The following is a 22,524-nucleotide window of genomic DNA, read 5'->3' as shown; positions in this document are numbered from 1 at the left end:
ATAATGGCGGCCTCTCCCCACCTACGTGAGAGGCCGCCATCATGCACATTCAGCTCAACGGCGAGCGCCGCGAGCTCGCGTCCCAGCTGACGATCAGCGAGTTGGTCGATCAGCTCGCATTGACCGGGCGCCGCATCGCCATCGAAGTCAACGAGGAAATCGTGCCGCGCAGCCAGCATGCCGAGACGCGCCTGTCCCCGGGCGACCGTGTGGAAATCGTGCATGCCATCGGCGGTGGCTGATGTTACTCGCCCGTCGACGCGCGGGGCCGCTTAATGGCTCAGGCGTGTCGGCGGCCCCCTTTACGCCAGGAGGTTCGTCATGTCCGCTGAGCAGCGCCAGGACATCCCATTGACCGTCGCCGGTCGCGTCTTCTCATCACGCCTGCTGGTGGGTACCGGCAAATACCGGGATTTCGACGAGACCGCCGCCGCCGTCGAGGCGAGTGGCACCGAGCTTGTCACAGTAGCGGTGCGCCGCACCAACCTGGGCCAGAATCCCGATGAACCCAATCTGCTCGACGCCGTTCCGACGAGCCGTTACACGATCCTGCCCAACACGGCGGGCTGCTATACCGCCAAGGACGCGGTGCGGACCTGCAAGCTGGCACGCGAACTGCTCGACGGCCACAACCTGGTCAAGCTCGAGGTGCTGGGCGACGATGGCACGCTTTATCCCAATGTGGTCGAAACCCTCAAGGCCGCTGAGACGCTGGTCAACGACGGTTTCGATGTCATGGTCTACACCAGCGATGATCCTATCGTCGCCAAGGAGCTGGAGCGCATCGGCTGTTGTGCGGTGATGCCGCTGGGCTCATTGATCGGCTCGGGGCATGGCCTGCTCAATCCGGCAACGCTTGAGATCATCCTCGGCAATGCCGAGGTGCCGATTCTCGTCGATGCCGGTATCGGCACGCCCTCGGATGCTGCGCTGGCCATGGAAATGGGCTGCGCCGGCGTGCTGATCAATTCTGCCATCGCCAACGCACGACAACCGGTGCGCATGGCGCATGCCATGAAACTGGCGGTGGAGGCAGGGCGTGAGGCGTATCTTGCCGAACGCATGCCACGCCGGGCATCGGCGAGCCCGTCATCGCCCTTCGCCGGACGCATCAACGCCTGAACTCTTGCGCGGTCCGTGCGGCCGCCTTCGCCATGTGATCGACAATGCAGACTTGCCCATGAGTGATTCATCATCGTCTTCCACCGAGAACGCCTCTGACGCGGACTCGGTGTCATCCACGCGGGCGCCGCGCGGTATCAAGAGTTATGTACTGCGTGCCGGGCGCATGACCGTTGCCCAGTCGCGGGGGCTCGAAGAGGTTTGGCCGCGCCTGGGGCTGAGCGTGGCCGATGGCCGCCAGTCGCTGGAGGCTGTGTTCGGTCGGCAGGCGCCCTGCGTCGTGGAGATCGGCTTTGGCATGGGCCACTCGCTGATCGAACAGGCGAGTGCGCATCCCGAGACCGACTTTATCGGCATCGAGGTGCATGCGCCGGGCGTCGGCAAGTTGCTTGACGAGGCGGATAAGCGCGGCCTGACCAACCTGCGTGTGTACCGTGAAGACGCGCTGGAAGTGCTCGGTAAGTGTCTACCCGAGGCTGGCTTGACGGGGCTGCAGCTGTTCTTCCCTGACCCCTGGCCGAAGAAGAAGCATCACAAGAGGCGGATCGTGCAGCCTGCCTTTGTCGAACTGGTGCGCACGCGTCTTGCGCCTGGCGGGTATTTGCACATGGCGACCGATTGGGAAGCCTACGCCGAGCACATGGTCGAGGTCATGGAGGTGGCGCCGGGGTATCGCAACACGGCGTCGGCCGAGAGCGCCCCCTACGTGCCACGTCCCGACTTTCGCCCGTTGACCAAGTTCGAGAGCCGGGGCGAAAAGCTCGGCCATGGGATCTGGGACCTGATCTATGCGCGTGAGGATGGATGAGGGCACGTTGCAACACCACTCTCACAGAACGCTGACTCCCTTGAAAACCGCTGCTTGCAGCGGTTTTTTCGGTTCTGACTGATCTGAATCACGGTCAGACGAACAAGATACTGGCAAAGTGCGCGCTGCCCTGGTGCGCAGCATAAAAAAAGCCGCCCGGGAGGGCGGCTTAAAGACCGTGACTAGCTTGATGAGGAGATAACCATGGGCAGGAACCTGACATTCGCTGCTTAGGTCAGTGGCGCTTGGCGGCGCCACGGTTGTTAAGGTAAACCATTCTCATTTGAGTCGTCAAGCGTAACGAGAATATTTTTCAATTAGCAGCGGAGAGGCTCAACTCGCCAGCGCCATCCACGCCGGCAGCGTTACCATGGCCAGCAGCGTCTGGCCGGTAATCAGCGCCGCCATCAACTCGGCGTCACCGCCTAGCTGGCGGGCGAGGATATAGGCCGAGGTGGCGGTGGGCAGGGCGGCGAACAGAAGAGCGATGTCGCGGCTCACTGGGTCGAGCCCGATCAGCCAGGCCAGGGCCAGTACGACCATGGGGGTGGCGCCGAGCTTGAGCATGGCCGAGGACCAAAACGCGTGTCCGCTGCCGACAAGGGCACTGGGTCGCAGGGCTACGCCCACAGCGATCAACCCAAGCGGCAGGGCAGCACGACCGGTGAGCTCGACGGCGCTACCTAACCAGCCCGGCAGACCGATGCCGGTGACATTGAGGGCGATACCGAGTACACAGGCCAGGATCAACGGGTTGCGTAGCAGGGCGGCTAGGCTGCGCCCCAGGCTAGAAGGCCCCAGCGTGCCCGCGGCAATGAAGCCGCTCACGCAGAGAATGTTGGCGAGAGGGACCATTAACGCCACGGCGACCGCTGCCACCGTCGCGCCGGCCTGCCCGTGAAGGGCGGCGGCACCGGCCACCCCGACATAGGTATTGAAGCGCAGCGTGCCTTGCAGCACCGAGGTGAACGCTGGCGGCGCCAGCGCCAGGCGATGACGCGCACACCAGAGCCCCAGCGCGAACAGCGTCATGGTACCCATCAGCACCATGGCCAGGCGGACGACCGGCACCTGCGCGACATTCGCCGTGGCCAGGGTCGAGATCAGCATAGCGGGGAACAGCAGAAAGTAGATCAGCCGTTCCATCGCGGGCCAGAAATCGCTCCCGGGGAAGCGCCGCCAACCGAGCAGGGCGCCGAGTAGAATCAGTAAAAAAAGAGGGCCCAGGGCCCCAGTAACACCACTCATTGTACCCCCCGCTTGAGCAACTTCATGGGCATCGAACGCCAAGCTCGCCGGCACACGAACTGGTAAGCTTAGCGCGATGCCCTTGGGTAATGGGATTCGACCTAACGATATGCAACATCATGATGAAGACCCGGTAAGATCGCCGCTGCTCAATCTGCTGACGTTAGTGACGCTGGTGACGGTTTTGGTAGCGGCTGGTTATCTCGCTGACTATTACCTGCGTGAATCGCGCGAGGATGTCACCTGGTACGCTCCGCGCATGCATTGCGATCTGCGCGACGGGGCGTGCCGTACCGATATTGGCTTGAGCGGGACATTGCGTTTCGAGATACACGGCGACTTCGCCTCGTACGAACCGTTGACGTTGGATGTGCAGACATCCGGCATCGACGTGAAGTCGGCGGTCGTGGAGTTCGTTGGACGCGACATGAACATGGGCCTTACTCGGGTTGAGTTAGAGACGGTCGGTGATGGCCACTTTCGGGGCGTGGGCGAACTCCGTCCTTGTACGGAAACGGTCATGCCATGGCGGGCACAGGTGATTCTCGAGACCCCCGAGGGGCAAGAGGGGAGCTGGTTCGATTTCGATATTCACCGCTAGGCGCGGCATACCACGTGACGTTTGTCCACATTATAACAATCACCCTTACCATGCGGCTTGTGGGTAAGCCAACGCTTACTCCGTGCTTGCCTCTAGGTGGCAACGTTTATTAAAAAATTAATTAAAACAATAGCTTAATACGCGATTTCTGATGCGCTGGCGAGGCGCGCTTGACTGCGGGCGAGCGTCATGCAAGGGCTCAATGGGGGCAGGTAAGCCGGTTTTCACCGCCAAGCCACAGACGCTCCACAAAACTATCCACAGGCGGTAGTGGATATGGGGTGTGGAAAACGCACAGTGCGAGCGTCCGGAAAGAAGGCCATACGCAGAAAGGCGAGGATAGCGTGAAGAGAGATGCTAGGCGCCCCGCGAGGCGCCTAACGTGACGAGCGCTTACTCGTCGGCCGACGCTTGTTGGTCGTCGCCGGCTTCGATGCCCAGCAACTCGATCTTGAAAGTGAGTGCCTGGTTGGGACCGATCGGGCCCCCGGTGCCGCCCTGACCGTAGGCGAGATCGGCAGGCACGTAGAGCATCCAGGTATCGCCGACCTGCATCTTCTGCAGTGCTTCCTGCCAACCTTCGATGACCTGACCGACCTGGAAGGTGATCGGTTCGCCGCGCTCGTAGGAGCTATCGAACACGGTACCGTCGGGCAGTTTGCCTTCGTAGTTGACCTTCACGGTATCGTCGGCGCTTGGGGTCTCGCCGTCGCCGGATTCGAGGACCTTGTACTGCAGTCCCGAGTCGGTGACCTTCACTCCGTCTTTCTTGGCATTCTCTTCAAGGAATGCCTCGCTGGCCTTGCGGTTCTTTTCGGCTGACTGCGCCTTTTCCTTCTTCTGCTCAGCCATCTTCTGCTTCTGGAAGTCAGAAAGTGTGGCGGCGATCTCATCATCGCTCATCTGCAGGTCGTCGCCGGCGTAAACGTCCTTGACCGCTTGGGTAAAGGCGTCGGTATCGAGATCCGAGATGTCCTGCTTAATGCTCTGGCCGAGCGTGGCGCCAATGCTATAGCTGAGTTTGGCTTCGTCGCTCTGCGGGGCAGCCATGGCCAGCAGCGGCGTCGCTACGAGGCCGCCGAATGCCACAGCCGTCATCAAACGTTTCATGAAAACTCCTTAACAAAATAAACAAACACCGCCCCTCGACTGTACCAGCACGGGTGCCGTTGCGCACCTGCGCGGAGGGCCACGGCTTGACATCGAAGCGACTTTGCTCTTCTCTGAATCTACATTGATAAGAAAGAGGGAACTCTATGCAACTGCGCAATATCGTTCTGAGTATCACGGCTTTAGGCTTGGTTGGTGTCGCTTCCACGGCGTCCGCCGATACCTGGCGTTTCGGTCTTGAAGAGACCGAAGGTAGCGTGCAGTACGGCTATGCGGAAGAGTTCAAGAAGTTGATCGAGGAAAAGAGCGACGGCGACATCACGGTCGAGTTGCTGCCGTACGGTTCTTGGGGGTCAAGCTACTCGGCGTTGTATGATGCCATCCAGAGCGGCGCCATTCCGCTTGGCTTCGGCTCCGGCTTCTTGGGCGGCACCGTCCCGGAAAGCCAGTTGATGAGTCTCAACTTCGTCATGCCAAACGACCAGTTGGAGACGGCTGAGATCCTCAACTCCGACGACTTCCTCAAGAGTGATGCGTGGCAGGAGTCGTTCCGTGAGCGTGGGTTGGTGCCGCTGGCGACCTTGCCCGAGGGATATCAGGTCTGGACCGCGAACAAGGAGATCCGCACCCCGGAGGACATGGAAAACCTGCAGATCCGGGTCATGGATAATAGCCTGCTGCGCTCGACCTATGAAGCCTATGGCACTTCGCCCATCACCATCGCTTACGGCGAGCTCTACAGCGCCCTGCAGCAAGGCCAGGCGGAAGGTAACATCCAGCCGGTCTTCGCCCACGAGAACATGGGCTTCTATGAAGTGCAGGACTACATGATCTTCGCCGATCAGTCGCAGTTCATCGCCAACTTCATCGGTAACGAAGAGTGGTACGACGACCTGTCTGACGATCAGCGCGAGATGCTTGAGTCGACGCTCGATGAGATGGTCCAGAAGGGCCACGATATCCAGACTCAGTTCAACTCCGAACGTCTCGAGACCATCAAGGAAGAAAGCGACATCAACATCGTCCACCTGGACGAGGAAGAGCGTGATGCCTTCCGCAAGCTGGCCGAGCCGGTGCGTCAGACCTATGTCGATATGGTTGGCGAACGTGGTCAGAAAGCGCTGAACATCGTGCTGGATCATGTCGAACAGTCCGGCGACAAGGCGGAGTAAGCCTGACCGTCAGCGTTTGAATACTGACATGCCGTATGCAAAACCCCGGAAGCGCGAGCTTCCGGGGTTTTTATATGCTTGGCGGATGATAGTGAGACAGGATGTTGCCTCGCGACCTGGCCCAGCGAAGGCCGAGCCAGCCGTACTCAGTCGCCGCCGAGCGAGGGGAGCAGCAGCGAGATCTGCGGGAACATGATCAAGATGATCGTTGCCAATGCCAGGATGGCAATGAATGGCGGCGTGCCGCGAATTACTTCCATGTAAGGGCGGCGGAATACCGCGATGGCGGTGAAGATATCGCAACCGAACGGTGGGGTGGCCGAGCCGATAGCCGCCTGCAGGGTGACGATCACGCCCACATGCACTGGGTCCAGCCCGGTGGCCTCGACCAGTGGCTTGAAGATCGGCACCAGAATCAGAATGACCACGATCGGGTCGACGAACATGCAGCCCACGAAGAAGGCCGCCGCGATCAGCAGCAGTGCCAGGAACTGGTTGTCGCCGATCCCCTCGATGATGGGGCCGAGGATCTGCTCCGGCACGCCGGCGGTGCCCAGAGTCTGCGAGAACGCCGCGCCGATCGCGACGAGGATGAAGACCACGGCGGTGATCATGCCGGTAGAGAGTGCCAGGCTACCAAGATCACGGATCGATACCTGACGGTAGATGACGACCTCGAGGAGAAAGGCATAGGCCACCGCGACTGCCGAGGCCTCGACGGCGCTGAAGAAGCCGCCGTAGATACCGCCAACGACCAGTACCGGGAAGCCCAAAGGCAAGATTACGCGGCGGAAAGCTCGCCCACGCTCGCGCCAGGTGGCCCTGGGCTCGGGCTCGATGCCTCTGAGACGTGCGCCGATATAGCAGTACACGGCAAACATGGCCAGGATCAGAAGGCCGGGCAGAATGCCGGCGAGGAACAAATCGCCGATCGAGGTTTTCATGACCACGCCATAGACGATGAAGCCGATGCTCGGCGGGATCAGCAAGGCGATATCGCTGGCGTTGATGATCAGGGCCAGAGCGAAACTGTCCGGGTAGCCCCGCGCCAGGAGACGCGGACGCATCGGCCCGCCCATGGCGACCACGGTGGCCTGCGTGGAGCCCGAGACGGCCCCGAACAGGGCACACGAGGCTGCGGTGGTGATGGGTAAGCCCCCGCGGACATGGCGGGTGAAGACATCGACGACATCGAGCAACCGGTTGGCGGTATGGCCCTTGGTCAGGATGTCGGCGGCGAAGATGAACATCGGCACGGCGGCGAGCACCCAACTGCCGATGCCGTTGATCATCCAGCTCACGGCCTGGTCGGGCCCGAAAAACGTCATGCCGGTGAACATCATGAACAACGTGCCTGCCGCCAGGGGAACCATCATCGGGAATCCGAGCAGCAGCAGCACCAGCATGATCACGGCTAGCCAAGTTAGCATTGTTTTACGTCCTCGCGTTGATGGCGGTCGTGTTTCGGAGAGGCAGTTCAGGCATCGTGACGTGCATCATTGCCATTGCCATTGCCATTGCCATTGCCATTGCCATTGCCATTGCCATTGCCATTGCCTTCTTCCGCTTCCGGGGGCACTTCGTCGTATTCCTCTTTTTCGTTGAAGGCACGATAGATATCGTCACTGACCAGGTTGCGCACGGCGGTGAGCAGGTATTGCACGCCGGCGAGAATGAAGCCGACAGGGAGGGCGAGATAGACGATCCATAGCGGGATGTTCAGTGAAGCACTGCTACGACCGCGATCGTAAATGGCCATGACATAGTCGATGGACTTGTCGGCGAAATAGAACATCAATACGGCGGTGCCCAGACAAATCAGGATGAGAAGTGCTTTGCGCCAGCGGCCGCTGAGCTGGTCATAGATCGCCGACATGCTGATATGACGGGCGTTGCGTGCTGCATAGCCGACACCGACGAAGGTGATCACCACGATGAGCATCTCTGTCACTTCGTAGGTGCCGGGGATACCTTGGTCGAATAGCAGGTTGCCGACGACGTGGCCGCTCATGAGCACGGCCATGGCGAGAACACCCCCCGCGATGATCACGCGCTCGATGATGCCTAGGCCATGATCGATAGCTCCCAGTACACGAAGCAAGGCACTGCGTGATTCAGCTTTTTCATCGCTATTGCCAGGCTGTGAAGGTGTCATGTCGTAGAGTCCTTTTTGTGATGGCCGATTCGTCGCGCGAATGGCATGGATCTCGACGTCCGTACCGCGTCGTGAAGGTGTCGCGATCAATCGGACTGGCTTCTATAAAACCTACAGAGTTTGCGGGATGAGCGCCACTCGTCATGGCGTGTCCGCACATGCGTGATATACGCTTTTTTGAGCGTTGAGCTGGCTACGAAGAGACAAGGTATTACGGATGATGCGCCGTGTATTGGGTGGTCAGCGTTGCCAGCGCGGCTTCTTGCGCTGGCTCGTGTATGGTCAAGCAGCGTGCCAGTTGCATTGTCAGGCTGTCGTCGTCCGTCTGGCGCTTGCGTACGGCATGCGACGTCTCGCTGATGGCTTGAAACTGGCGCAGTGTTTCGCGTTCGGCGAGCAGTTCGGCTTCCTTGAGATGGTTGCGCAGCGTCGCCACGTCTTGTTCATGTTGTGCCCTTGGCTTGAGCATGCGACGTAGATGACGGATCGGCTGTGTGACCTCGGTTTGCCAGGCACGGATCTCATCCAACGCGTTGTGCGCCTTCTCGGTGGGCACGAGAGCGTGATGATCGAGCCAGCAGCGCCACAACAATTCGCATATATCCGCCCCTGCCGTATCTTGTAGCTGCAAGCAGGCGTCAGCGACCCCGGGGCGCTGGTATAACGCCAAGGCATAATCCCAAAGCGGTGGATTCCGCAGGACATCGCACAATTGGGTAGAATGCATGGGCAATCTCCAGCCGTCCTGGCAGGCATGGCGGCGGAACTCACCGAATCACCACCGGAGCGGGCATGATCGCATTTCGCCAACTCGCGCTGCAACGCGGGATCCAGCCGCTGATCGAGAACGCCGACCTCACACTACACGACCGTACCAAGGCGGGTGTCGTGGGCGCCAACGGCTCGGGTAAGTCGAGCCTGTTCAAGCTGTTGCTGGGGGAGCTGACCCCAGAGCGCGGCACGGTGGAGCTTTCCGGCGGGCAGCGCATTGCGCATATGGCGCAGGAGGTCGAGGCGCTCGACCGGGCGTTGGTCGAGCATGTTCTCGATGGCCACACTGAATTGCGCGCCACGGAGCATGCCCTGGCTGAGGCCCAGGCGAGCGGTGCGGTTCACCGCGAGGCCGAGTTGCATGGCGAAATCGAAGCGCTCGAGGGCTATACCGCGCGCCCGCGGGCCGAACAAATGCTGGTAGGGCTGGGCTTCACGCAGGATGACCTATATCGCCCGCTGTCGGACTTCTCCGGGGGTTGGCGAATGCGTGTCAGCTTGGCGCAGACGCTGTTCATGCCGTCTGATCTGATGCTGCTCGACGAGCCGACCAACCACCTCGATCTCGATGCCTTGTTATGGCTCGAACAGTGGCTGACACGCTATCCCGGCACACTATTGCTGATTTCTCACGACCGCGACTTCCTAGATGCGGTGTGCGATCACATCGTGCACTTCGAGCAGCGCCAGTTGATGCTGTATCGCGGCAACTATTCGACGTTCGAGCGGACGCGGGCCGAGCGTCAGGCGCGTGCCCAGGCCGAGGCGGCCAAGCAGCAAGCTCGCCGCGAGGAGATCGAGCGCTTTGTGGCGCGCTTTCGCGCCCAGGCCAATAAAGCGCGTCAGGCGCAGAGTCGCCTGAAGATGTTGGAGCGCATGGAAACCATCGCCGTCGCGCATGCCGACTCGCCGTTTCACTTTACCCTGCCCAGTGCCGACAAGACCTCCTCGCCGCTTCTGGTGCTAGATGACGCCACGCTGGGGTATGGTCAAACACCGCTGCTCGAGCACGTCAGCGTGAGCATCTTGCCGGGACAGCGGATTGGGCTGCTGGGCGCCAACGGGGCGGGTAAGTCGACGTTGATCAAGGCGCTGACGGCGCAGCAACCGTTGCTGGAGGGCAAGCGTGTGCCCGGTGATAACCTGGCGATCGGCTATTTCGCCCAGCATCAGCTCGAGCATCTCGATGTGAGCTCCACGCCGTTCGTGCACATCCAGCGGCTGTCGCCCACGGCCAGCGAACAGGAGATTCGCAACTTCCTGGGTGGCTTCGGGTTTCACGGCAATGACGTCTTCGCCAGCGTAGGGAATTTCTCCGGGGGCGAGAAGGCACGCCTGGCGCTGTCGTTGATCGCTTGGCAAAAACCCAACCTGTTGTTGCTCGACGAACCGACCAACCACCTCGATCTGGAAATGCGCGAATCCTTGACTCAGGCCTTGGCCGGGTTCGAGGGGGCGGTGATCATCGTCTCCCACGACCGCCACCTGCTGCGTGCCAGCGTCGATGAGTTCTGGCATGTAGTGGATGGTGGTGTCACGACCTTCGACGGCGATCTGGACGACTATCGTGCCTGGCTCAAGGCGCGTCTCGAGGGCGAGCGGCGTGATGCGCGCCAGGAAAAGGCTGAGCGCCAGATCACTACGGAAGCCCTCAAGGGCGACCGCAAAGCCTCGCGCCGCGCCGCCGCCGAGCTGCGTGAAAAATTGCGCCCGCTCAAGCGTGAGCGCGACAAGATCGAACGTGACATGAGCAAGGCGCAGGCTGAGCTGGAGAAGCTGGAAGCTGCCCTGGCCGATGAAGACCTGTACCAGGACAGCGCGCGCAAGGCAGAGCTGACCGACTTGCTGGGGCGTCAGGGTGATGCGCAGAGCCGTCTCGAGGCGCTCGAACAGCGCTGGCTGGAGGCCGAGGAGGCAATCGAGGAGCGCGAAGCGGCATTAACGGACGACGCCTGATACCCGGAGATGGGCGCCTGCACTGGGCGCATGAGCGCTGGCTGCTGACTCTTATGTCTCGACGATAAAGGTCACTGGTCCATCGTTGAGCAGCGAGACCTGCATGTCGGCGCCGAACTCGCCAGTGGCGACATACGGCCAGGCGTGCCGGGCCTGTGCCACCAGATAGTCGAACAATGCCTCGCCGTGGACGGGTGTTGCGGCGCCATCGAAGCCCGGCCGCAGCCCCTTGGCGGTGTTGGCCATGAGGGTGAATTGCGGAACCAGCAACAGGCCGCCCTCCACCTGTTGCACGTTGAGGTTCATCTTGCCCGCGTCGTCGCTGAATATTCGCAGCTTGAGTAGTTTATTCAGCATTTTGTCGGCGTGGGTCTGAGTATCCTCGGGGGCCACGCCGATCAAGGCCATCACACCTTGCTCGATGGTGCCCGTGGTGCGGTCGTTGACGTCGACGCTGGCATAGCGGACACGTTGAATGACGGCTCGCATGGCAAGATCCTTGTGGACGCGAGGGATGAATATTCACGCTACCAAGCCCGGCATACCATCATGTCCACATGCACTTCTGCAAGCAGTCGTTCGATGAGGGGGGCGGGATGATGGCGACCGAACAGCGCCAGATCCTGATGCCCCAGCGCCAGCAGATCGGGCGGTTGGCGGCGAAGATAGTCCATCAATACCTCACCGGGCTCGCCCTGCTCCAGAACCAGCTCAAGTTCGGGCACGTCGCCGACCTCTTCCATCAGTTTGTCGATTTCCGCTTCCAGGCGTATGCGCCGCGCGGCGAGCTCGCGCTCCCGCCAGCGAGCGTAGCCGCTATCGGAGCCCATTTCCTCATCACCCGGCAGGTGCCAGGCATGTAATAGGGTCAGGCGTGCCTGTGGGAAGTGGGTCAGGACGTCACGCAGGGTATGGCGACTGGCTAGCGAAAAATCCACCGGCACTAGCACGTCTTGCCACGCCTGCTCGGGGCTGTGGCTCACGGTGAGTACCGGGCACGGCGCACGGCTCAGTACGCGGGCCAGGGTCGTGCCACCGACCAGCGCATGCTGACCGCGTTTACGGTGGGTGCCGAGCACGATCATGGTGGCATCGCGGTCATGCGCTTCGCGGATGATTTCGGCGTAGGGGGCGCCGGTGGTGGTTTGTATGAGTGTCTCGGGCGCGGGTAGGGCATAGTCTTCGCGAATGTCGGTCAACTGGCGCTCGAGCTCGTCGACGACGTTGCGTTCCAGATCACGCAGCGCCTGATGCGGCAGATAGGGATCGAGGACATGCAGGATGTCCAAGCGGCAACCCTGGGCGTTGGCCAGTTTCACGGCACGTGCGAAAGCGGCACGGTTTTCGGCGGACAGGTCGCAAGCCATTAGCAAGGTCTGAGGCATGATACGTCCCTCCTGCGAGAAGGCGGCGTGCAAATGCAGGCGACACCGCACTGACGTCGAGCCGGATGGTAGTGACCGCTACGCCATGGGTGGCAGAGCGGTGAAGCAAAGCATGGTTGCCCCCGGCGGGCTCTGCAAGTCCGTGGCCATCATTGATTCACGAGGTCGTGATACTGCCGACGAGCGCCGTGCGGCCGCGGTTTTCACCACCAGGCGTGGAAATGATGCACCGGGCCGCGCCCCTGGCCCACCGCCAGTCGCGTGCTGGCGTCCAGAGCGGTGTGCAGCCAGCACTTGGCATCGCTGATCGCCGCGTGAATGGCGTCGTGGTCGCTGACCGTGTGCGGCAAGTGCGCCAGGTGCGCGGCGACCGCCGAGGAGAGCGCGCAGCCGGTGCCATGCAGGTTGTCGGTGGCGATGCGCGGCGCTTCCAGCCATTCCACGCCTTGCGGCGTGGCGAGCAGGTCCGGGCAGTTCGCGCCACTGAGGTGGCCGCCCTTGAGTACCACGTACGGGGCGCCCAGGCGTGTCAGCTCGGGCAGCAGGGTGGCCATCGCCTCGGTGGTGTGGGGCGTCTCGGCGTCCAGCAGCACGGCGGCCTCGGGCAGGTTGGGGGTGATGACATCGGCCAGGGGGACCAGGATATCGCGTACCGCACGGATGCCGGCGCGATCGACCAGGATGTCGCCGCTCTTGGCGACCATGACCGGGTCGAGCACGATCCAGCGGGGACGATGCCGGTGCAGGGCATCGCGAATCGTCGCGGCGACCGTCTCGCTGGCCACCATGCCGATCTTGACCGCGTCGATGCGCACATCGCCGAGCAAGTTGTCGAGTTGCTCGGCGATCATCTCGGCGGGGACCGGGTGCACGGCACGTACGCCTTGGGTGTTCTGGGCGATCACCGCCGTGATGACGTTGGTGGCATAGGTGCCCAACGCTGAAAACGTCTTGATATCCCCCTGCAACCCGGCGCCACCCGAAGGATCGGAGCCGGCAATGGTGAGGACATTGGGAGGTGTCTGAACGATGGACATGGCCTGACCTTCAGTGTTCTGCATGGTGCGCCCCCATGGCGGCGGCTCGGGCGCTTGCGTGGCGCTTAGGATACCGGCAAAACGCTCGGTGAAAAGGGTTGCGTGTGCAGCAACTCAAGATGTGCTTGGGTAACGTAGACTTTCGTTGATGCCTAGTGAGTGGTGAGAACGCCCCATAGGAGTATTGTTTGTTAAAACAATCTTTACTGAACAAGGTTTTCGATGTAAGTAATGACTTACGGACTAAGTCCGACGAGTGGCGACCATGGTGCTCGACATGGCGTTAACTTACTAACTTTATCGTGGGCCTTCCTGACAGGTGCTGCTAAATCCCCTAGACTTGTAGGGACTCGCCACACGCAGGCAACGTGAATGGCGCTACGAGGTGCGCGCACCTCGATGATAACGAATATTGGGGTAGCGCCCTATCGCGCTATCCACTGCTTGTGAGGCATGGCAATGACCGATGAGGCAACCGCGCTGATCGCCGAATATTGGGCCGTAGGGCTATTTACAATAGCTGTGTTCACGTTATGTGCCCTGATGATCGGTGCCGCGAGTCTGCTCGGTGGTCGTAGCTACGGTCGTAGCAAGTCCCTCCCCTTTGAATCGGGTGTTGTCGGTACCGGCAATGCGCGTCAACGCTTTTCCGTCAAGTTCTATTTGGTCGCGATGCTATTCGTGATCTTCGATATCGAAGCCGTGTTCCTGTTCGCCTGGGCCGTATCGGTCCGCGAGGTGGGCTGGGAAGGCTTTGCGGGCGCTGCCGTCTTCATCTTCATCCTGTTGGCGGGGTTGATCTATGATAGTCGTGTCGGTGCCTTGGAGTGGGCGCCACGCAAGCGCGGTCAATCGCCCGATATCGTGACGGATCAATGAGCGTACCGCCTTGGAGGCGGTCTTGAGCCGGCAACGACCGGCATAGCGCCAGATACCCGAATTTTCTTTTTCAGAGCTTCGAGGCGCATCATGCAATATACCCTGACGCGAGCGGATAGCGAGCCGGCGCCGGGTAGCGCAAGCTATCCGCTGGACAAGCGCGAAACCACCGATGATCCGATGAAGGATCAGGTTCACCGCAACGTCTTCACCGGCAAGTTGGAAGATGTACTCAACGATAGTGTCAATTGGGGGCGCAAACACTCCCTGTGGCCGTACAACTTTGGCCTTTCCTGCTGCTATGTGGAAATGACTACGGCCTTTACCGCGCCGCATGATGTGGCGCGTTTCGGCGCCGAGGTCATCCGCGCTTCCCCGCGTCAGGCCGATTTCATGGTCATCGCCGGCACTTGCTTCATCAAGATGGCGCCGGTCATCCAGCAGCTCTATGATCAGATGCTCGAACCCAAGTGGGTGATCTCGATGGGTTCCTGTGCCAATTCCGGGGGCATGTACGACATCTATTCGGTGGTGCAGGGCGTCGATAAGTTTCTCCCGGTGGACGTCTACGTACCTGGCTGTCCGCCGCGCCCCGAGGCGTTTCTACAAGGGTTGCAACTGCTTCAGGACTCCATTCAGCAGGAGCGCCGTCCGCTTTCCTGGGTGGTTGGCGATCAGGGCGTATACCGTGCCGAGATGCCCTCACAGCGCGAGGCGAATCGCGATCGGCGTATCGCCGTGACGGAACTGCGCTCCCCGGATGAGGTGTAGGCCTTGTGCCTTGTGCCTGATGCCATCGCCTGTTATCCGAAGTCGATCCACCTTGCCGGGGAATGAAAACCGATCATGAGCGCAGTTCAATCGCCATACGCCAATCACGCGCACGCCGATGACCCGGTGGTCCAGGCGTTATTCGCGCGCTTTGGCAACCATGTCTTCGTCGAGCAATCGACGTACACCGGCATGCCGGTCCTGTGGCTCGACCGCGAGCATCTGCTTGAGGTGCTCGGCTTCCTGCGGGACATGCCCGAACCCTTCGAGATGCTCTTCGACCTGAATGCCATCGACGAGCGTCTGCGTAGCCATCGCGCGGATTTACCACCTGCGGATTTCACGGTCTTTTATCAATTGATGTCGATCTCGCGCAATCGCGACATCATGCTCAAGGTGGCGCTTTCCGAGCGTGATCTCGAGGTGCCTAGCATTGCGGGCCTTTACCCCAATGCCAATTGGTACGAGCGCGAAGTCTGGGACATGTTCGGCATCGACTTCCGCGGGCACCCGCACCTGACGCGTCTTTTGATGCCGCCTACCTGGAACGGGCATCCGCTGCGCAAGGATTATCCGGCGCGCGCCACCGAGTTCGATCCCTATACGCTGACCGTGGAAGGTCAGGATACCGAGCAGGAAGCGCTGCGCTTCGACCCTGAATCCTGGGGCATGAAGCGTAAGGACGAGAACACGGACTACATGTTTCTCAACCTGGGGCCCAACCACCCCTCCGCGCATGGTGCCTTCCGCATTGTCCTGCAGCTCGACGGTGAGGTTGTGGTCGATTGCGTCCCCGATATCGGCTATCACCATCGCGGCGCCGAGAAGATGGCCGAGCGCCAATCCTGGCACAGCTACATTCCCTATACCGATCGCATCGACTATACCGGCGGGGTAATGAACAACCTGCCGTATGTGATGGCGGTGGAAAAGCTGGCGGGCATCCAAGTCACCGATCGCGCCAAGACCATTCGCGTGATGATGGCGGAAATGTTCCGCATCAACAGTCACTTGCTGTTCCTGGGCACCTATCTGCAGGACCTGGGCGCGATGACGCCGGTGTTCTTCACCTTCACCGATCGCCAGAAAGCCTATGAGGTCATCGAGGGCATCACCGGTTTTCGTATGCACCCGGCGTGGTATCGCATCGGCGGCACCGCGCACGACCTGCCCAATGGTTGGGACAAGCTGGTTCAGGGTTTCCTCGACTGGATGCCCAAGCGACTCGTCGAGTACGAGCGCGCAATGATGGAAAATGCCGTCATCCGCGAACGCACCAAACAGGTAGCTGCCTTCACCACGCGCGAGGCGCTCGAATGGGGCGTCACCGGGCCCAATCTGCGCGCCACCGGCTGCGACTTCGACTTACGCAAGAAGCGCCCTTATTCCGGCTACGAGAATTTCGATTTCGAGGTGCCGCTGGGTGCCAACGGCGATGCCTTCGACCGTGGTCAGCTGCGTATCGACGAGATGCGTCAAAGCCTGCGCATCATCCAGCAATGCGTCGATCATATGCCGGCCGGCGACTACAAGGCCGATCATCCGCTGACCACACCGCCACCGCGCGAGAAGATGCTCCAGCACATCGAGACCCTGATCACGCATTTTCTGCAGGTCTCCTGGGGGCCCGTGCTCAAGCCCAATGAGTCGCTGTCGATGACCGAGGCGACCAAGGGTATCAACAGCTATTACCTGACCTCGGATGGCAACACCATGAGCTATCGCACGCGCATCCGGACGCCCAGTTTCCCGCATCTTCAGCAGATCCCCGCGGTGGTGCGCGGTGCCTTGGTACCGGACTTGATCGCTCATCTGGGGAGTATCGATTTCGTGATGGCCGACGTGGACCGCTGACATGACACATACTTCTACCTCCGCGCCCATCGCCACCGACGGTTTCGTGCTGCACGACGAGGATCGGGCGGCCATCGCCCATGAGCGCGAGCATTACCCACATCCGCAGGCGGCTAGCATCGAGGCGCTCAAGATCGTGCAGAAGCGCCATGGCTGGGTGCCGGACGCCGCCATCGAGGCCATTGCGCGTGAACTCGGTGTGCCGCCGGCGAGCATCGAAGGTGTGGCGACGTTCTATAGCTTGATCTTCCGCCAGCCGGTGGGGCGTCATGTGATCCTGCTGTGTGACAGTAGCTCGTGCTTTCTCACTGATTACGAAGCCCTGCGTGATGCCTTCTTCGCGCATCTCGGCATCGGCTTCGGGCAGACCACACCGGATGATCGGTTCACGCTGCTACCGGTGTGCTGTCTCGGCGCCTGCGACCGTGGCCCGGCGCTGATGATTGGTGATGATACCTACGGGCCGGTGACGCCCGAGGAGATCCCTACGCTGCTGGAGGGGTACGCATGAACTGGGAGAACGAGGCATGAGCCGGATTCTGCAAGACCGCGACGAACGCCGCCCTGAAACGCACCCGCTGACCTTTCGGCTCAACGACGACGGCACGCCAGTGATGCTCGACGCCTATCGCGAGCAGCAGGGCTACGCCAGCGTTGAGCGCGCCTTTAGCGACCTGACCTCGAAGACGCTGATCGACGAGCTCAAGACCGCCAACCTGCGCGGACGCGGTGGCGGCGGATTCTCTGCCGGGCTCAAGTGGAGCCTGACCATGCAGGGTGAGGGCATCCCGCGCGGCTATATCGTCTGCAACGCCGATGAAATGGAGCCCGGCACCTTCAAGGATCGTCTGTTGCTCGAGCAGCAGCCGCATCTGCTCATAGAGGGCATGATCCTGGCCGGCTTCGCCAACAATGCCTACCAGGGCTACATCTTCATGCGTGGCGAATACGTCGACGCCGCGCGTACGGTTCAACGCGCGCTGGAAGAAGCGCGTGCCGCTGGCTGGTTGGGCCGAGACGTGGCCGGTAGCGGCTGGGATTTCGATATTGCCCTGCATACGGGGGCTGGACGTTATATCTGCGGTGAGGAAACCGCGCTGATCAACTCGCTGGAAGGCAAGCGCGCCAGTCCCCGGGCCAAGCCGCCTTTTCCGGGGCAAAGCGGGGCCTGGGGCAAGCCCACCGTGGTCAACAACGTCGAGACGCTGTGTAACGTGCCTTCCGTCGTGCTGCATGGCGCGGATTGGTATCAGGGGTTGTCCCAGGGCAAGAGCGGTGATGGTGGTACCAAGCTGTACGGCGTCTCCGGCAAGGTCAAACGGCCCGGCTTGTGGGAGTTGCCCATGGGTACTACGGGCAACGAACTACTCGAGCGCGCCGGCGGCATGCGCGATGGTCATACGCTCAAGACCTGGCTACCCGGTGGCGGGAGTACCGGCTTTCTGCTGCCCGAGCACCTTGAGTTGGCACTCGACTTCGACACCATCGGCAAGGCCGGTAGCCGTCTGGGCACCGGGCTCATCGCGGTGGTGGCCGACGATCAGAACGTGGTGTCACTGGCGCGCAACCTGGAGGAATTCTTCTCCCGCGAGTCCTGCGGCTGGTGTACGCCGTGCCGTGATGGGTTGCCGTGGAGCGTCAAGCTCCTGCAGGCCCTGGAGGCTGGCGAGGGCGAGCGAGGCGATATCGACTTGCTGGAATCGCTGGCGGTAGACCTGGGGCCGGGGCGGACCTTCTGCGCGCATGCGCCGGGGGCGGCAATGCCGTTGGCGTCGGCGATTCACTATTTCCGCGATGAGTTCGAACGTGGTGTCACGCGTGGCCAGGGCGCGGCACATGCCGACCCGATCCCGGTGGGTAGCGTATGAACGACGTGACGATGACGACGGGCGAGGAGCGATAATGGCAACGATTCACGTGGATGACCGTGATTACGAGGTCGATGGCGCCGACAACCTGCTGCATGCTTGCCTGTCGCTGGGGCTGGATATCCCGTATTTCTGCTGGCACCCGGCCATGGGGAGCGTGGGTGCCTGCCGCCAATGCGCGGTCAAGCAGTACAAGAACGCCGACGACACTCAAGGCATGCTGGTGATGTCCTGCATGGCACCCGTGCAGGACGATGCCTATATCTCCATCGAAGATGATGAAGCCAAGGCGTTTCGTGCCAACGTCATCGAATGGCTGATGATCAATCACCCGCATGACTGCCCGGTCTGCGAGGAAGGCGGCCACTGCCATTTGCAGGATATGACGGTGATGACCGGCCACGATAGCCGTCGCTACCGGTTTCGCAAGCGTACCCACCAGAACCAGGATCTGGGGCCGTTCATCGGACATGAGATGAACCGCTGCATTACCTGCTACCGCTGCGTGCGCTTCTATCAGGATTATGCCGGCGGCGGTGATCTAGGCGCCTTCGGGGCGCACGACAACGTCTATTTCGGGCGCTTTCAGGAAGGCACGCTGGAGAGTCCTTTCTCTGGCAACCTCACCGAGGTCTGCCCGACCGGAGTCTTCACCGACCAGACCCACTCCGAGCATTACACGCGTAAGTGGGACCTGCAGTTCGCACCCAGCGTCTGCCATCAATGCGCGGTGGGCTGCAATATCAGCCCCGGCGAGCGCTACGGCGATATCCGGCGGATCGAGAACCGCTATAACGGCGAAGTGAATCACCACTTCCTATGCGACCGTGGACGTTTCGGCTATGGGTACGTGAATCGCGAGGATCGCCCGCGCGTTCCCGAATGGCGCGAACGCCAGCGCGTCGATGCGGGGCCCGGTGCGGCCGGCGTCGTGGGCGGCACCATCAGTTTGGAAATCGACGATGCGCTGGATCGTGCCGCCGATGGAATGCGCAACGCGCGCCGCGTTATCGGTATCGGCTCGCCACGGGCGAGCCTGGAAAGCAACCATATGTTGCGTACGTTAGTGGGAGACACCAACTTCTCCACCGGCATCGCCGCCCGTGAGCTTGAGCTGCTGGTACGCATGAATGAGCTCAATACCCGCTGTGGCCTGCCATCGCCGAGCCTTCGCGAAATAGAAAGCTGTGATGCGGTGTTCGTGCTCGGCGAGGATCTCATCAACAGCGCCGCGCGCATGGCGCTGGCCATTCGCCAGGCGGTCAACGCCAAGGGCGAGGCGCTGGCCGCCGAGCGCGGCATCCCGTCCTGGAACGCCGAAGCGGTGAAGACGCTGGCGCAAGAAGCGCATCATCCCTTTTTCCTGGCCACGCCGGATGCGACCGAGCTGGATGCGTTAGCGGAGCAAACCTACCACGCCGCCCCGGACGATATCGCGCGGTTGGGCTTCGCTGTGGCGCACTACATCGATCCCGAGGCGCCTTGCCCGGAGGCGCTGGATGACGCGACCACAGCGTTGGCAAGCCGTATCGCCGAGGCCTTGATGGTGGCCCAGCGCCCGCTGGTGGTCTCGGGGGGCTCGCTGGGAACACCGGCGGTACTCGAGGCGGCCGGCAACGTGGCGCGTGCTCTGGCGCGGCGGACACGGCCCGGGGCTTTATCGTTGGTGCGCCGCGAGGCCAACAGCACTGGCCTGTCGCTGCTCGGAGGGCAATCGCTGGATTGGGCCCTGGAGTGCTTGACCAGCGGCGAGGCCGATGGCGTAGTGATTCTCGAAAACGATCTGTACGCACGAGCCGATGCAGGACAGGTCGACACCGCCCTGCAACGCGCCGACTGCATCGTCACTCTCGATCATCAGCGCACCGCGACCTGGGATAAGGCGGACATCGGACTTCCGGCGGCGAGCTTTGCCGAAAGCGATGGCACGCTGGTCAGCCTGGAGGGCCGGGCCCAGCGTTTCTATCAGGTCTTCGAGCCCAGCTATATTCGCCCCGAAACGCGCATCCGCGAAAGCTGGAGGTGGCTCAACGCGCTCAAGGTCAGCGTCGAGCGTCAAGTGATGACGCCGCTCACGCTCGATGAGGTGACGCGTGACATGGCCATGACGTATCCCGCCCTGGCGCCGGCCGGCGATGCTGGTTTGAGCGCCGCCTATCGCGTGCATGGGCTGCGCCTGGCGCGCGAGCCTCATCGCTATAGCGGCCGCACGGCGATGCGTGCCAATCTCGATGTCAGCGAACTCCGCGCGCCGCAGGACCCCGACACGCCATTCGCGTTCTCCATGGAGGGTTATGCCGGTCACGCCGAGCCGCGCCGCGAAGTGGCGTTCGCCTGGGCGCCGGGATGGAACTCGCCGCAAGCCTGGAACAAGTTCCAGGACGAGGTCGGCGGGCATTTGCGGGCCGGCGACCCTGGCGTGCGGTTGTTGGGGCCGCTACCTGGGGACTACGACTATACACGAACGCTGCCGGCACGTTTCGCCGCGCGTGACGATCAATGGCTGGCGGTGCCGCAGGCGCGCTTGTTCGGGGGCGACGAGACCTCGGCGCGGGCCGAGCCGATCCAGGCGCGTATGGCCGAGACGCGCTTCACCATGTCGCGCGGTACCGCCGAGCGGTTGCGGATGTCGCCGGGCGTCCCGTTGACCTTCAACCTGGGTGAGCGGCGGCTCACGCTGCCGGTGGCGATCAGCGATGCGTGGCCCGATGGTGTGATCGGTGTGCCGGATCAGTCGGGGCTGTCCTTGGTCGCGCCTGAGTGGGGCCATCTCGAACCCCAGGAGGTGCGCGCATGAGTTGGTGGACGCCACAGGTCGAGGCGATCGCGTTCGCGCTTTTTCAAGCATTGGTGATCCTGATCGCCGCGGTGGGCGCGGGGGCGCTGCTGACCATGGTGGAGCGCCGTTTATTGGGCCTATGGCAGGATCGCTACGGTCCCAACCGTGTCGGACCGTTCGGGGTACTGCAGATTCTCGCCGACATGCTCAAGATCCTCTTCAAGGAAGACTGGATCCCGCCGTTCGCCGATCGTACCTTCTTCGTGCTGGCGCCGGCGATCGCCATGGCGTCATTGTTGTTGAGCTTCATGATTATCCCCATCACGCCCAGTTGGGGGGTGGCCGATCTGCATATCGGCTTGCTGTTCTTCTTCGCCATGGCGGGCATCAACGTCTATGCGGTGCTCTTCGGCGGATGGTCGAGTGGCAACAAGTACGCCTTGCTCGGGGCGATGCGCGCCTCGGCGCAGACGCTGTCCTATGAAGTCTTCATGGGCTTGTCGCTGATGGGCGTGGTGGCCATGGCCGGTTCGTTCAACATGCGCGAGATCGTCGCCGCCCAGGAAACGATATGGTTCATCGTGCCGCAGTTCTTCGGCTTCTGTACCTTCCTGGTCGCCGGCATCGCTGTGACGCACCGTCACCCGTTCGACCAGCCCGAGGCTGAGCAGGAGCTGGCCGATGGCTATCACATTGAGTACTCGGGCATGAAATGGGGCATGTTCTTCATCGGCGAGTACGTGGGGATCGTGCTGGTATCGGCGCTGATGGTGACGTTGTTTCTGGGTGGCTGGCACGGTCCGTGGTTGCCGCCCATCGTGTGGTTCCTGCTCAAGACTACCGTGTTCGTGGGCTTTTTCGTGCTGCTGCGAGCAGCCCTGCCGCGTCCCCGCTATGACGCGGTGATGAGCTTCGGGTGGAAGATCTGCCTGCCACTGACCCTGATCAATCTGCTGGTGACCGGCGCGCTGATTCTCGTCTTCAGCCCCGCCGGTGGCTAAGCGCCGA

The 22,524-nt window shown here is 61.7% G+C and carries 21 protein-coding genes; 13 read left to right on the top strand and 8 right to left on the bottom strand.

The features are described from left to right. The first annotated feature begins 41 nt into the window (after positions 1-41). The 3 genes from thiS to trmB all read left to right on the top strand — a co-directional run bounded on the left by thiS (position 42) and on the right by trmB (position 1,930). Positions 42-242, top strand: coding sequence for a sulfur carrier protein ThiS (thiS, locus tag LUN51_RS04125; RefSeq protein ID WP_277810260.1), 201 nt, complete (start codon positions 42-44; stop codon positions 240-242). A 79-nt stretch (positions 243-321) separates the two neighbouring features. Continuing rightward, positions 322-1,122, top strand: coding sequence for a thiazole synthase (locus LUN51_RS04120; protein WP_277810259.1), 801 nt, complete (start codon positions 322-324; stop codon positions 1,120-1,122). A 58-nt stretch (positions 1,123-1,180) separates the two neighbouring features. Continuing rightward, a complete protein-coding gene (trmB, locus tag LUN51_RS04115) occupies positions 1,181-1,930 on the top strand; it encodes a tRNA (guanosine(46)-N7)-methyltransferase TrmB (RefSeq protein ID WP_277810258.1) in 750 nt (249 codons plus the stop codon). A gap of 333 nt (positions 1,931-2,263) precedes the next feature. Here trmB and LUN51_RS04110 read toward each other — a convergent pair whose 3' ends face one another. Continuing rightward, positions 2,264-3,178 carry an AEC family transporter gene (locus tag LUN51_RS04110; protein ID WP_277810257.1) on the bottom strand — a complete coding sequence of 305 codons (915 nt, stop codon included), beginning with the start codon at positions 3,176-3,178 and terminating at the stop codon, positions 2,264-2,266. Between the two features lie 109 nt (positions 3,179-3,287). On the opposite strand from LUN51_RS04110, the gene LUN51_RS04105 reads away from it, so the two are divergent. Next, the gene (locus LUN51_RS04105) at positions 3,288-3,779 is read left to right on the top strand and encodes a hypothetical protein (protein ID WP_277810256.1); all 492 of its coding nucleotides are present in this window, start codon (positions 3,288-3,290) and stop codon (positions 3,777-3,779) included. A gap of 393 nt (positions 3,780-4,172) precedes the next feature. Here LUN51_RS04105 and LUN51_RS04100 read toward each other — a convergent pair whose 3' ends face one another. Then, entirely contained in the window at positions 4,173-4,889 is a 717-nt protein-coding gene (locus tag LUN51_RS04100; protein ID WP_277810255.1) for an FKBP-type peptidyl-prolyl cis-trans isomerase, read from the bottom strand. Between the two features lie 146 nt (positions 4,890-5,035). On the opposite strand from LUN51_RS04100, the gene dctP reads away from it, so the two are divergent. Then, entirely contained in the window at positions 5,036-6,061 is a 1,026-nt protein-coding gene (gene dctP / locus LUN51_RS04095; protein ID WP_277810254.1) for a TRAP transporter substrate-binding protein DctP, read from the top strand. A gap of 146 nt (positions 6,062-6,207) precedes the next feature. Here dctP and LUN51_RS04090 read toward each other — a convergent pair whose 3' ends face one another. The 3 genes from LUN51_RS04090 to LUN51_RS04080 all read right to left on the bottom strand — a co-directional run bounded on the left by LUN51_RS04090 (position 6,208) and on the right by LUN51_RS04080 (position 8,943). Beyond that, on the bottom strand, positions 6,208-7,491 hold the full coding sequence (locus LUN51_RS04090) for a TRAP transporter large permease (RefSeq protein WP_247639960.1): 1,284 nt from the start codon (positions 7,489-7,491) through the stop codon (positions 6,208-6,210). A gap of 47 nt (positions 7,492-7,538) precedes the next feature. Further along, positions 7,539-8,216: a TRAP transporter small permease gene (locus LUN51_RS04085; RefSeq protein ID WP_277810253.1), complete on the bottom strand. Its 678-nt coding sequence runs from the start codon at positions 8,214-8,216 to the stop codon at positions 7,539-7,541. A 211-nt stretch (positions 8,217-8,427) separates the two neighbouring features. Next, positions 8,428-8,943 (bottom strand): TIGR02444 family protein, encoded by a 516-nt coding sequence (locus LUN51_RS04080; protein ID WP_277810252.1) that lies wholly within the window; start codon positions 8,941-8,943, stop codon positions 8,428-8,430. Between the two features lie 65 nt (positions 8,944-9,008). Here LUN51_RS04080 and LUN51_RS04075 point away from each other — a divergent pair, with 65 nt between their 5' ends. Next, positions 9,009-10,943, top strand: a complete 1,935-nt coding sequence (locus LUN51_RS04075) for an ABC-F family ATP-binding cassette domain-containing protein (protein WP_277810251.1) — start codon at positions 9,009-9,011, stop codon at positions 10,941-10,943. Between the two features lie 51 nt (positions 10,944-10,994). Here the strand turns inward: LUN51_RS04075 and dtd are convergent, their stop codons facing one another. From dtd to thiD, 3 genes are all read right to left on the bottom strand, one after another. Beyond that, a complete protein-coding gene (dtd, locus tag LUN51_RS04070; RefSeq protein WP_277810250.1) occupies positions 10,995-11,432 on the bottom strand; it encodes a D-aminoacyl-tRNA deacylase in 438 nt (145 codons plus the stop codon). Positions 11,433-11,470: 38 nt separating this feature from the next. After that, a complete protein-coding gene (locus LUN51_RS04065; protein WP_277810249.1) occupies positions 11,471-12,328 on the bottom strand; it encodes a universal stress protein in 858 nt (285 codons plus the stop codon). Between the two features lie 203 nt (positions 12,329-12,531). After that, complete coding sequence (gene thiD, locus LUN51_RS04060) at positions 12,532-13,389, bottom strand: bifunctional hydroxymethylpyrimidine kinase/phosphomethylpyrimidine kinase (protein WP_277810248.1); 858 nt, start codon at positions 13,387-13,389, stop codon at positions 12,532-12,534. A gap of 435 nt (positions 13,390-13,824) precedes the next feature. Here thiD and ndhC point away from each other — a divergent pair, with 435 nt between their 5' ends. From ndhC to nuoH, 7 genes are all read left to right on the top strand, one after another. Next, positions 13,825-14,244, top strand: a complete 420-nt coding sequence (gene ndhC / locus LUN51_RS04055; protein ID WP_277810247.1) for an NADH-quinone oxidoreductase subunit A — start codon at positions 13,825-13,827, stop codon at positions 14,242-14,244. 90 nt (positions 14,245-14,334) lie between these two features. Next, on the top strand, positions 14,335-15,015 hold the full coding sequence (locus LUN51_RS04050; RefSeq protein ID WP_277810246.1) for a NuoB/complex I 20 kDa subunit family protein: 681 nt from the start codon (positions 14,335-14,337) through the stop codon (positions 15,013-15,015). A gap of 75 nt (positions 15,016-15,090) precedes the next feature. Further along, positions 15,091-16,869, top strand: a complete 1,779-nt coding sequence (gene nuoC, locus LUN51_RS04045) for an NADH-quinone oxidoreductase subunit C/D (protein ID WP_277810245.1) — start codon at positions 15,091-15,093, stop codon at positions 16,867-16,869. A gap of 1 nt (position 16,870) precedes the next feature. Continuing rightward, positions 16,871-17,380 (top strand): NADH-quinone oxidoreductase subunit NuoE, encoded by a 510-nt coding sequence (nuoE, locus tag LUN51_RS04040; protein WP_277810244.1) that lies wholly within the window; start codon positions 16,871-16,873, stop codon positions 17,378-17,380. Between the two features lie 16 nt (positions 17,381-17,396). After that, positions 17,397-18,737 carry an NADH-quinone oxidoreductase subunit NuoF gene (nuoF, locus tag LUN51_RS04035; protein ID WP_277810243.1) on the top strand — a complete coding sequence of 447 codons (1,341 nt, stop codon included), beginning with the start codon at positions 17,397-17,399 and terminating at the stop codon, positions 18,735-18,737. 34 nt (positions 18,738-18,771) lie between these two features. Then, complete coding sequence (gene nuoG, locus LUN51_RS04030) at positions 18,772-21,534, top strand: NADH-quinone oxidoreductase subunit NuoG (RefSeq protein WP_277810242.1); 2,763 nt, start codon at positions 18,772-18,774, stop codon at positions 21,532-21,534. Continuing rightward, entirely contained in the window at positions 21,531-22,517 is a 987-nt protein-coding gene (nuoH, locus tag LUN51_RS04025; RefSeq protein WP_277810241.1) for an NADH-quinone oxidoreductase subunit NuoH, read from the top strand. Before nuoG ends, nuoH begins: the two co-directional genes overlap by 4 nt. The last annotated feature ends 7 nt before the right edge of the window (positions 22,518-22,524 follow it).

The sequence above is a fragment of the Chromohalobacter canadensis genome (assembly GCF_029544075.1).
Lineage (GTDB): Bacteria > Pseudomonadota > Gammaproteobacteria > Pseudomonadales > Halomonadaceae > Chromohalobacter > Chromohalobacter canadensis_A.
Note: the sequence above shows the minus strand (reverse complement) of the source record. Positions and strands in the feature narration are given on the sequence as shown.